This window comes from Pseudomonas sp. 8O (assembly GCF_902506495.1).
Classification (GTDB): domain Bacteria; phylum Pseudomonadota; class Gammaproteobacteria; order Pseudomonadales; family Pseudomonadaceae; genus Aquipseudomonas; species Aquipseudomonas chaetocerotis.
This window is the reverse complement of the sequence record NZ_LR733264.1, coordinates 1,128,405-1,140,280: the sequence shown is the minus strand read 5'-3', so window position 1 is coordinate 1,140,280 and position 11,876 is coordinate 1,128,405. Positions and strand designations below refer to the sequence as shown.

Sequence of the window (11,876 nt, the reverse complement as noted above, 5' to 3'; positions counted from 1 at the left end):
GTCATTCACCGCATGAAGTGGCTTGGCCTGCTCACCCAGCCCTCTATAATCGCCTGCTGCGAAAGGAGGCATGATGAGCGCGATCCATATCAAATCCCCTGCCCTGACGATCAAGGCCGGCCCCAGGGCCTTGGCGAGAATTCGCCAGAATGGCCTGAGCCCGGCGGACGTCGGCATCCTGCCTGGCGCGGCAGGTGGACCAAAAGGCATCGGCATTCAGGGGCTGGATCTCGCACTGTTTGGAGACTGGCTGCCCCGTGCGCCACGCGAACGCGCCCTGATCGGGGCTTCCATCGGCTCCTGGCGCTTCGCCAGCGCCTGCCTGCCAGATCCGGCCGCCGGGATTCGACGACTCGGCGAGCTATACACCTCTCAACGCTTCGCCAAGGGCGTGAGCATGGCCGAGGTGTCGGGCAGTTGCCGGCAGATGCTCAACGAGCTGCTCGCGGATCAGGATGCTGCCATCATCGCCAACCCCCACTATCGCCTGCATATTGTCGTAGTGAAGAGTCACGGCCTGCTGCAACACGATCATCGCGGCAAACTCAGCCTCGGCCTGTCATCGGTGATCGGCAACAACTTCCTGGCCCGCCAGCGCCTTGGCCGCCATTTCGACCGCGTGATTCTGCATGATGCGCGACAGGTGCCGCCCCTGGCGCCACTGAGCGACTTCCGCTCGCACTTCCATGCGCTGACCCCGGAAAACCTGCGCCACGCCCTGCTGGCTTCGGGCTCGATCCCCATGGTGATGGAGGCGATTCGTGAGATTCCCGGCCTGGAGCCGGGTGCCTATCGCGATGGCGGCCTGCTCGACTATCACCTCGACCTGCCCTACAACGGCGAAGACATCGTGCTCTATCCGCACTTCACCGATCGTGTGATACCCGGCTGGTTCGACAAGAGCATGCCCTGGCGACGCGGCGACCGCACGCGCCTGCAGGATGTACTGCTGCTGGCGCCATCACGCGAATACCTGACGCGCCTACCACACGGCAAACTGCCGGATCGCACCGACTTCAAACGCTACCTGGGCAATGACGAAGGACGCGAGCGTTACTGGCGCCAAGCGATGGCCGAGAGCGCGCGGCTCGGTGACGAATTTCTCGAACTGGTCGAAAGCGGCCGCCTGGCAGAACGCCTGCAACCGCTTTGACACAAGGGATATGAGCGGCTGCCCAGCTTATAGAGCGGACGTGATTAGGCGGCAATTGGACCAGACCTGTTAAACTGCGCAGCTCAACGCCAACCAGGCGGAATCATTTACGCGAGCGCTGTTCAGTGGAATTGTTCAAAGAGTTCATCTTCGAGGCGGCCCATCGCCTGCCCCACGTACCGGAAGGCCACAAATGTGGCCGCCTGCATGGTCACTCCTTTCGAGTTGCCATCTATATCGAAGGTGAAGTCGATCCCTATACCGGCTGGATTCGTGACTTCTCCGAGATCAAAGCGATCTTCAAACCGATCTACGAGCAGCTCGACCACAACTACCTGAACGACATTCCCGGCCTGGAAAACCCAACCAGCGAAGTGCTGGCCAAGTGGATCTGGCAACAGGTCAAACCACTGCTACCAGAGCTGTCGCGCGTACGCATCCACGAAACCTGCACTAGCGGCTGCGAATATCGCGGCGATTGATCATTACCCAGAAGCACCAAAGGCCACCTCCAAGGTGGCCTTTTTATTGATGCCCCAAAGCGCCGCCAGCCCCGTAGGGTACGCCATGCGCACCGAGGTGACCGCATCATTGGCGGTGCGCGCGGCGCACCCTACCCGAAGCGTTGTTTCCTACGCCGAGAAGAAAACCAACCCTTAGGGTGCGCCGTGCGCACCGGCATGTCGGCGTCTTGAGCGATGCGCGCAGCGCAGCCTACCCGAAGCGTTGTTTCCTACGCAGAGAAGAAACCAACCCGTAGGGTGCGCCGTGCGCACCGGCATGTCGGCGTCTTGAGCGGTGCGCGCAGCGCAGCCTACCCGAAGCGTTGTTTCCTACACAGAGAAGAAAACCAACCCGTAGGCGCCGGGCGCACCGGCATGTCGGCGTCATTGGTGGTGCGCATGGCGCCCCTACACGAAGCGTTGTTTTCCAGCGCACAAAGAAGAAACCCCAGACCGCGTTGTCGATCTGGGGTTTCGTATAGGAGCTTGACGAGGGCTTGGCCGGCACCCCGGGACTCTCACCAGCACGCGCCATTTTTGCGCACATAGAAGAACGCCCAGTCTGCGTTAGCAAACTGGGCGTTCGTATAGGAGCTTGACGATGACCTACTCTCACATGGTGAAGCACCACACTACCATCGGCGATGCGTCGTTTCACTACTGAGTTCGGGATGGGATCAGGTGGTTCCAACGCTCTATGGTCGTCAAGNGTTGGTTAAGCCTTTCGTCTCAACCGAGGCGCGCATTCTACAGCAGCCTCTCTATCTGTCAAGCTGTTTTTCGAATTTGTTTCCGGAGAAACTTCTTTCTACTCAACCACTTGCGCCTTCAATCAGAACTTCTTCTCTCCAGCGGGAGGCGCATTCTACAGCGTTCAAAACCGCTGTCAACCACCTCTTTCAAACCGCTTTCGATCCATTCGACCGAAGCATCAACAGGATCAAACCTCCACCCTGTCGACCGGCGCGCATTCTACACGCCTCACCTCGCTTTGCAACCCCTCTTTTAAACTTAACTTATTGATTAACAAGAAGTTTTTGAAGAGCTTCATCGCTGAAGTGGCGCGCATTCTACCGCCAGCAGAATGCACGTCAAGCAGAAATTGCAGTTTTATGACTTATAACGCTTCAAGTGCTTCACGCAGCCCGCTGCGTCGCTCCACGCGTCGCTGCACTGCCTGCTCGAAGATGCCTGGGCGACTTTCAATGAGGCTGAACCAGTGACGCGCTCGCGTGATACCGGTGTAGATCAGCTCTTTGGTCAGCACCGGGTTGAGGCTGTCAGGCAGGATCAACGCGCAATGAGCGAACTCCGAACCCTGCGACTTGTGCACGGTCATCGCGAACACGGTCTCCACCGCGCTCAGGCGACTGGGCAGGATATGGCGCAAGGTGCCACTGCCGTCATTACGCGGGAATACCACTCGCAATACCTGGCGTTCAGGTGCACCCGGAAATTCAGGCGGTTCCGGCAGGCGCAGTGCAATACCGATGTCGCCATTCATCAGCCCAAGACTGTAGTCATTGCGCGTTACCAGCACAGGCCGGCCTTCATACCAGCCCTGCGCCTGCTCAAGGAGGCCACGGCGCACCAACGCTTCGGCGATGCGCTCGTTAAGCGTTTCCACGCCCCAAGTACCTTTACGAACCGCACAGAGCAGCTGGAACCGGTCGAACGCAGCCAGGACGTTACCGGCCCAGCAGCCCCAGGCATGGGAATCGGCATCTGAGGCGGGACGCTCGGCATGCATCAGTTGCAGATAATGTGCATAGCCCTGCGGACGAGGCTCGCCGTCGCCCTGTCCGTCTATTAATAGTCGCTCCAGCGCGCGATCCTGCTCGCCCGACAGGCGCAGCACATGCAGGTCGTCTGCGCCAGCTGCAAGGATTGCACGGGCCGCCTGCGCATCGCTCTGGTTGACCGCACGCGCCAGGCGTCCGATGCCCGAGCCACTGCCGAAGCGCCGTGAGTGGCGCAGCATGACGATATGCTGTTCCAGCGCCTGGTCACCGGATACCAGCGCCAGGTCTTCCAGTTGCTCGCCTGTCTGGCTTTCCAGCCAGGTACGCGTGGCTTCGCTGTAGCCACCACTTTCTGCCTCGCGACACAGGTCACCCAGTACAGCACCGGCCTCCACCGACGCGAGCTGATCCTTGTCGCCCAGCAGAATCAGACGCGCATGCGTCGGCAAGGCATCCAGCAGGCTGGCCATCATCTCCAGGTCGATCATCGACGCCTCGTCGACCACCAGCACGTCCAATGGCAGAGGGTTGGCGGCATCGTGACGGAAATGGCGACTGCCAGGACGACTGCCCAGCAGGCGATGCAGCGTCGTCACCTGAGTCGGAATCTGCTCACGCACGCGCTCGTCCAGTGCCAGCGACTGCACTTGCGCGCCAATGGACTCGGTCAGCCGCGCGGCGGCCTTGCCGGTAGGCGCCGCAAGACTCAGGCGCAACGGCTCGCCAGTGGCCATGGCGGATTCCTGCAACAGCGCCAGCAGACGTACTACCGTGGTGGTCTTGCCGGTTCCGGGCCCCCCGGTGATCAGGGTGAAGCGCCCTTGCGCCGCCATGGCACAGGCCAGCTTCTGCCAGTCAGTGAGGCGCTGGCCGTCCACCACCAGCGGCTCGGGAAACAGTGAGGCCAGGCGCACGGCCAGATCGCTAGGCGCCGCAGCACTCGCCTGCAGGCGTCGAGCGATATCGCCAGCCACCTGGCGTTCATAGTTCCAGTAGCGGCGCATATATAGGCAGGCGCCGCTGAGCACCAGCGGCGCCCCTTCTGACTCCAGCAATGAGCTGCCGGCAAGAGCCGCCAGCCAGGACTCCAGGCTGAGCCCGGCCAGCACCTGCGACGGCAGGATCATCGCTTCTTGCGGGTCCTCACCTTCCGGTGGCAGAGACAGGATGAAATCGGGATTAGCCAGCGTGGCTGCCAGGTCGAGACAGACATGCCCCTGCCCCAGTTGATGGCTGGCCAGTGCGGCGCCGAGCAGCAGCAAGGGCGAAGCGTCCGCATCCAGTTCGGCGAACAGCTGCGCCAGAGCCCGATCCAGCTCGCGCAGCCAGCCACGTTCGCTCCATGTCGATAGCAGGGCAAAGAGTTCAGCGCGATCACACAACGCCGGCGCCAACATCGCACTCATGCCGCGCCCTCCTCTGCTTCGCCCATGAACAGCGCATCCAGCCGCTCGATCAGCTCGCGAGGCGGCCGGGCCAGGTAAACGCCCTGCTGCGGTGCGCGGATAAAGAGGTAGAGCGCGCCACCCAGATGCTGGTCGTAGTCGTAATCCGGCAGGCGCAGCCCCAACTGCCGGTGCAGCGCCAGCACGTAGAGCACGTATTGCAGGTCGTAGCGATGGCTGGCGATGGCGACCTCCATCGCTTCACGGGTGTAGGCACCATCGTCGCTGCCGAGCCAATTGGACTTGTAATCCGCCACGTAGTAACGCCCCTGATGTTCGAATACCAGATCGATGAAACCCTTGAACATGCCGTTGAGGGTGTCGGCACGCAGCGGCTGCCTGGCGATACCCGGCAACTCGCACTGCTGCACCCACTGATCCAGCAACCTGACGTCCACCCCGCGCGCTTCGAACCAGAACTCCAGCTCGGGCTGATACTGCGTCAGTTGCGCCAGCACGACGGTATCCACGCCATCCAGCGGCAGCGGCTGGGTCAGCAGCGCCAGTAGCCAGTCCTGCAACGGATCGATCCAGCTTTCCAGTCCACGACGCTGGCAACGCCTGGCCAGCGCCTCGCGCAGCCTTGACGGTTCCTGCACAAGCGCCGCAAAGCCTTCCTGTGCTGCCATTTCCAGCAGGCCATGGAGGAAGGTGCCGGGGTTCGGTCCGCGCGGAAAACGATGCAGCCCCTGAGCGGATGCCGGCAGCGGCGCCAGAGCCAGCAACGGATCTTCATCGTCGACGGCGTTCTGCATCGCCGGACTGTCGGGTGCGGCGTCTTCGTGGCGGCTGGCCTGGCGGGGCGCGTCCTCGTCCAGACGCAGCGCACTGTAGGAGGCGATCCACCAATGTTCGGCGGCGCGTCGTACAGGCGTACGCCAGTGCGGCTCGAACTGCTTGTCTTCGATCATGCGATAGCGCTGCTCGCTGGCGGCCGGCACCGGCGCCACGGTGCTTTCCAGCCCAGCGGCAAAGGGTGCGAGCCAACTGGCGAGTTCGCCACTGGCAGCCAGCGATACACCGCCACCGAGCAGGTAGCCCAACGCCGACTCATGCAGGCGCGACTTCTTGCCGTTGCCGATCTTCAGATCCGCTACACCCAGCCAGCAGGCATGTCGGGCTCGGGTCAACGCCACATAGAGCAGACGCAGGTCTTCGCCCAGGCGCTCACGCTCGGCGCGCGCCAGGCTGACTTCATCGGCCTTGAGCACCAGCCGGCGACGTTCACCGTCGTGGATCTGCAGCGGCTTCTTGTCGTCCACTGGGCGGAACGCGCAGATGAATGGCAGAAACACCAAGGGATACTCCAGGCCCTTGGACTTGTGAATGGTCACCACGCGTACCAGTGCCTCGTCGCTCTCCAGGCGCAACACCTGCTCGTCGGCAGCCTGCCCCTCACCGGCCAGCAGCTCGCCCAGGTGGCGAATCAGCGCCAGCTCGCCATCGAGTTCGGCGGCAGCCTGCTGCAGCAGTTCGGCCAGGTGCAGCAGGTTGGTCAATACCCGCTCGCCATCGTCACGTCCCATCAGCCGCTGCGGCAGCTCGAAGTCCTGCAACAACTGGCGCAGCATCGGCAGCACACCCTGGCGCTGCCAGCGCTGGCGGTAGTCGCGGAACTGCATGACGCGGCGTTCCCAGGTGCGCTCGTCGAGGTTGAGCTGCTCCAGCTCGCTCAAAGTCAGCCCCAGTGTCGCGCTGGCCAGCGCCGCACGCAGCGGGCGATCCTGATCCGGCTCGGCACAGGCGCGCAGCCACAACAGCAGGTCGCGTGCCTCCTGGGCCGCGAACACCGAATCCTTGTCGGAGAGATAGACACTGCGTACGCCGCGCGCTGCCAGCTCGCCGCGAATGGCCTGCGCCTCGTTGAAGTCGCGCACCAGCACTGCGATATCGCTGGGGCGCAAGGCACTCAGCGCACCCTCTTTGCTGAAGCCGGCCTGCCCGCGCTGGCCCAGATCCAGCAGACGCACGATCTCGCTGGCCGCGCCGGCCGCCAGGGCGTCTACATAGGCGCCCTTGGCAACCGGTTCGTCGCTCGCCAGCTGCCACACCGTCAGGGCTGGCTGCGTCTGGCCGTCGACGCTCCAGACTTCGCGCCGGCCCTGCGCGCCCACCTCGATGAAAGGCAGATCGTCGCGCAGCAGAAAGGCCCCTTCGCTGCCGTCACGTTGTTCGGCACGCAGGAAAACCCCGTTGACGGCATCGACCATGGCTTGGCTGGAGCGGAAATTCTTCTCCAGGTTGTAGTGCCGACCGAACGTCGCCCGACGTGCGCGCAGATAGGTATGAATGTCGGCGCCACGGAAGGAGTAGATGGCCTGCTTGGGGTCGCCGATCATGAACAGGCCGCAGTCGTCGCGGTTGGCTTCGACCTCGTAGAGCGTATCGAAGATGCGGTACTGCAGCGGGTCGGTGTCCTGGAATTCATCGATCATCGCCACCGGAAACTGGCGGCGGATCACCTCGGCCAGGCGCGGGCCGTTGCTGCCTTGAAGGGCAGCGTCCAGGCGCACGAGCATGTCGTCGAAACCCATCTCCGCGCGCTGGCGTTTCTCCCAGTCGAAGCGCTGGCGAACCCAGGCTGACGCGTGTCGCAACGCCGCATCAGCGGGGTCTGGCAAGGCGTCGAGCTGCGCCTTGAGCAGTGCCATGGCGTCCAGCGCTGGATGACCCGGCACTTCGCCCTTCCAGGCTTCCGCAAGGCCGTCGGGGGTCAGGCGAGTGAACCCCGTGCCCAGGTCGAGACGCGACTCTTCGCCGCCGGCCCACTCACGCAACTTGGCCAACCAGGGGTTGTAGAAGCGCGCCTGGATTTTCTTGCCATCCACCTGCTTGGCCGCCACTGCTGCATCCAGCAACAGCTGCAACTCATCGGCCCAGGCCAGCCAGGGCGACTTGAGCGCGGCAAGCGCCTGCTCGCGCTGCTGCAATGCGCTGTCGAGCAGTTCGCCCAGCGCCTGCGCCGGAGCCGCGCCCTCTTCACTCAGCAGCGGTCGCAGCTTTGCTCCCAGCACGGCGGGCGTGCCCCAGGCACTTGCCACCCATTGCAGCGCCGCGCCCTGCAGCGGATAGCAGTGCTGGCGCCAGTAATCGCGCACTACTTCGGCCAGTAGTTCGCTGTGGTCGGTCTCCAGGGTCTGGCTGAACAGGCTGCCACTGTCGAAGGCATGCTCACGCAGCATGCGCTGGCACCAGCCGTGAATGGTGGACACGGCGGCCTCGTCCATCCACTGCGCCGCCAGCTCCAGGCGGCGGGCGCACTCATCCCACTGCGTCTGCGTGAAATCACCGCGCAACTCGCGTAGCAGGTCGTCGCCCAAGGCGTCGCCACGGAATACCGTCGCGGCCTCGACCAGGCGCGCACGAATCCGGTCACGCAACTCGCGCGTGGCCGCATCGGTGAAGGTCACCACCAGAATCTGCGGCGGCAACAGGGCCTCGCGAAACGCGGCCTCACCGCCATGACCGAGGATCAGCCGCAGGTAGAGCGCGGAAATGGTGAAGGTCTTGCCCGTGCCGGCGCTGGCCTCGATCAGGCGGCTGCCGTGCAGGGGAAACCTCAGGGCCAGAGGGCGCTGTTGACTCATGCTGCGTCCTCCTCGAGTGCCTGGGGATTGCTGTCGAGCAGCGACTGGTAGAGCCGCTCGCTCCATGCCGGAAACTGGCCGTCGGCGGTGAGCGCAACGTAGTCCGGGAACTGCCTCGCCAGGCTGGCGCTGCTCTGGACTTCACCGGAGAGGTTGTAGCTCCCCTCATAGACGCTGCAAGCCTTGTCCTCGTTGTTGTCCTGCAACCAGGTCAGCGAGGTTTTCAGGGCGACCGGCAACGGCGCCTGCATGCCTGCACTCCAGGCGTCCAGCCAGGTGGTCAGCACACGGGCAGCGTGCTCCCCAGGCAGAGGCTCGAAGGCCAGGCTGCGATCCTCGCCGACCAGCAGGGTGGTCAGCGGCACACCGCAAGCCGCAGCGATGACGTGCAGTGCGTAGGGCCGCAGCAGGCGATGCCACTTCCAACTCTTGTCCTTGTGCAGCGCGCCCGGCAGTAGCTCCAGGCGCGCCAGGCTGCCGTCGGCCTGCTGGCGCAGCCCGGCAAGCCAACCGTCGAGCTCAACACCGGCTGCGGTGAAAGTCAGGCGTTGCGGTGACTCCAGCAGGGTCGGCCAGCACAGGCAAAGCCCCTGGTAACGCTGCACCTGCGCCGGCAGGGGTTCCAGCAAGGCATTGCGATACTGTTCGCCGAAGCCGGCCAGCGGTAGAACGCCGCTGCGCTGCAGACGGTCGGCTGCCGACCTCAGCGCATCGTCGCTGTCCCCGTCACCTGCGACTGCCGCCTTGAGCAAGGTTTCCTGCAACTGATAGCGCTGCAGACCATCGAGGGCGAACGGCTCGCTGTCGAGTTGCGCCTGCTGCTGCTCATCGAGAAACACCTTGAGGCGGCGGGTGAAGAAACACTTCACCGGATCACGCAGGAACGACTGCAACAGTTCGGGCGTGAGCTGTTGCCCCTCCTCCCAGACCGACAAGGGTGCAGCACTCTCGCGGGTAGAAACCTGGCCATGCAGGGCTGCCCACTCATGGGCATAACTGAACAGCCGCGCCTGACCATCGAAATAGCGGCGGCTGAAGGGTTGCAAGGGGTGCTCGGTGGTCAGGCCTTGCAACAGGTCGTCACCACCGACCAGCGTCCAGGCAGTGGCCAGATGATCACGCAGTTGGCCAACCAGCACGGACGGCGGTCGCTCGCTGTTGTCGCGGATGCTGCGCCCTACCCAGCTGATATAGAGACGATCACGCGCCGCCAGCAGCGCTTCCAGCAACAGGTAGCGGTCATCCTCGCGGCGCGAACGGTCGCCGGGGCGGTAATCGCCAGCCATCAGATCGAAATCCAGTGGCGCCTGGCTGCGCGGATAGTCGCCGTCGTTCATGCCCAGCAGGCAGACCTGACGGAACGGGATCGCGCGCATCGGCATCAGGGTGCAGAAATTCACCGCACCGGCGAGAAAGCGCTGACTCAGCCGCCCCTGATCGAGCCCGCCGAGCCAGGCTTCGCGCACCACCGGCAACGTCAGCGCTTCCTCCAGCGTCGCGGCCTCGCACAGCTCCAGCCAGGCATCCAGCGCATCGAGCAACTGAGTCTTCAGCACCTCTTCGCGGTCGTTCTGCGCCAGGAAGCAATCATCGAGCACGCCGCGCAAGCGTTCGCCCCACTGCCCCGGCGTAGCCGGCTCACGCAGTTGCTGCAGATGCTGGTCGAGGGTTTCCAGCAAGCGCGTCACCGGGCCGATCAGCGCGGCATCGAGCCCACCAATTTCGTCATAGGGTTCGATACCGGCGAAGGCATCCGCCGTGCCCACCGCGTAGCCCAGCAGCATGCGTCGCAGACCGAAGCGCCAGGTGTTCTGCTCCAGGTCATCGCCCAGGCCGAGCGATTGCCGCTGGGTCGCGTCCAGCCCCCAGCGCACGCCGGCGCCCTCCAGCCAGCGGCGCAGGGTGGGCAACTGATCCTCGGCGATGGCGAAGCGCTGACGCAGCGCGGCGACATCCAGCAAGTCGAGAATCTCGCTCACGCTGAATCGGCTGTCCGGCAGACGCAACAAGTGCTCCAGCGCGATGACCATCGGCTCTTTGCCGCGCAGCCCCTGGTCGGCCAGGGTGAAGGGAATGAAACGCGGATCGTCGCTGGCGAACTGGCCGAACACGGCCTGGATATGCGGAGCGTAGGCATTGACGTCCGGCACCATGACGATCACATCGCGCGGCCGCAGCGTGGCGTCTTCGCTGAAGCTGGCCAGCAGTTGATCGTGCAGCACCTCCACTTCGCGCTGAGCACTGTGAGCAACGTGAAAACGCAGCGAATGATCATGCTCAGGGTCGACCTGCGGCCAGACACTGCGCGTTTCCGCCAGCGGGCGCAGGTCGAGAATGTCGTTCTGCAGTTGGCCGAGCAGGTTGATCTCGCGAGCCGGGCTGAACAGGTCGATGCGTTCGAACTGCTCACGGTAGCGCTGCGGCTCGTCGTACTGATCCAGCAGGTTGATGTAGTCGCGCCCCTGCTTGCCCCAGGCGGCCAGCAGCGGTTGCCCGTGCTGATGCATGTCCTCCTGTTCGAACAGGCCGATCTGGGCATCCGGCCTACCCTTGCGCTGCTGCCGGCGGTACTCGTGGCGCAGCAGATCCTTGTCCTCGACGATATCGCCCCAGTGGTGCTGACAGGGGTTGTGCACGTAGAGCATGACCTGGCTGAAGCGCGCCATGGCCGCCAGCGCCTCCAGCACCTGGGCCGGTAACGAGGAGATGCCGAAAACGCTGATACGCCGAGGCAGCCCGGGTGGCGGCGTGTCCAGCTCGCCCATGCGGGCAACGAAGCGCGGATGCACACCGGCGCGGCTCTCGGCCAGGTGCTGCTCGCCGACATCCGCCAGCAAGGCGCGCCACAGCGCAGGTTGCCAGCAGGAATCGCCCTCCAGAATCCGCTCGCCACCGCGCGAGGTACGCAGGCGGTCCTGTCCCGCGGCCCAATCCGCCAGCCAGTCGGCGCGATAGACCTGGTATTGGTCGAACAGATCGGCCAGGCGCTCGGCCAACTGGTGACGCTTGCGCAGATCCTGGTCATCCGCAAGGAAGCGGCGCAACGGCGCGAACGCCTCATCGGCCAGCAGCCCCGGCAACAGCCGCATCAGACGCCAGGTCAGCGGCGCCTTGTCCAGCGGTGACTGCTGCGGAATCGCGTCCTTGCCCAGCACATTGCGGTAGGCCTGCCAGAGAAAGCGCGCCGGCAGATCAACGTCCAGCGCCGCAGCAATGCCACAGCCATCACGCTCGGCCAACGCCAACTTGAGCCACTGAGCGATGCCATTGCTCTGCACCAGCAGCACTTCGTTCTCCAACGGCCGCAACGGATAGCGCCGCATCCACTGCACCGCCAGAGCACGCAGCTCTTCGAGGTGGTTGCCGTGAATGACGATAAGGCCGGGGGACAACTCCGGGCTGGCGGGCATCGACTGACTCCTGTCGAAAAACGAAGCGCAAGTTTG

5 protein-coding genes and 1 rRNA gene are annotated in these 11,876 nt (G+C 64.1%); 2 read left to right on the top strand and 4 right to left on the bottom strand.

What is annotated here, in order from left to right:
• The first annotated feature begins 73 nt into the window (after nt 1-73).
• Both GV002_RS07960 and queD read left to right on the top strand, forming a co-directional pair.
• Complete coding sequence (locus tag GV002_RS07960; protein ID WP_160017809.1) at nt 74-1,153, top strand: patatin-like phospholipase family protein; 1,080 nt, start codon at nt 74-76, stop codon at nt 1,151-1,153.
• A gap of 125 nt (nt 1,154-1,278) precedes the next feature.
• Nucleotides 1,279-1,635, top strand: a complete 357-nt coding sequence (gene queD, locus GV002_RS07955) for a 6-carboxytetrahydropterin synthase QueD (RefSeq protein WP_003461315.1) — start codon at nt 1,279-1,281, stop codon at nt 1,633-1,635.
• A gap of 614 nt (nt 1,636-2,249) precedes the next feature.
• Here queD and rrf read toward each other — a convergent pair.
• From rrf to recC, 4 genes are all read right to left on the bottom strand, one after another.
• Nucleotides 2,250-2,365, bottom strand: a 5S ribosomal RNA gene (gene rrf, locus GV002_RS07950).
• 408 nt (nt 2,366-2,773) lie between these two features.
• A complete protein-coding gene (gene recD / locus GV002_RS07945; protein ID WP_160017808.1) occupies nt 2,774-4,804 on the bottom strand; it encodes an exodeoxyribonuclease V subunit alpha in 2,031 nt (676 codons plus the stop codon).
• A complete protein-coding gene (gene recB, locus GV002_RS07940; protein WP_160017807.1) occupies nt 4,801-8,430 on the bottom strand; it encodes an exodeoxyribonuclease V subunit beta in 3,630 nt (1,209 codons plus the stop codon). The genes recD and recB overlap by 4 nt, the downstream gene beginning before the upstream one ends.
• Nucleotides 8,427-11,840, bottom strand: coding sequence for an exodeoxyribonuclease V subunit gamma (gene recC, locus GV002_RS07935; protein WP_160017806.1), 3,414 nt, complete (start codon nt 11,838-11,840; stop codon nt 8,427-8,429). The genes recB and recC overlap by 4 nt, the downstream gene beginning before the upstream one ends.
• Nucleotides 11,841-11,876: the final 36 nt, after the last annotated feature.

Coding starts and splice junctions, on each gene's coding strand:
- GV002_RS07960 (WP_160017809.1), top strand. CDS start 74: ATGAGCGCGATCCATATCAAATCCCCTGCCCTGACGATCAAGGCCGGC.
- recD (WP_160017808.1), bottom strand. CDS start 4,804: ATGAGTGCGATGTTGGCGCCGGCGTTGTGTGATCGCGCTGAACTCTTT.
- recB (WP_160017807.1), bottom strand. CDS start 8,430: ATGAGTCAACAGCGCCCTCTGGCCCTGAGGTTTCCCCTGCACGGCAGC.
- recC (WP_160017806.1), bottom strand. CDS start 11,840: ATGCCCGCCAGCCCGGAGTTGTCCCCCGGCCTTATCGTCATTCACGGC.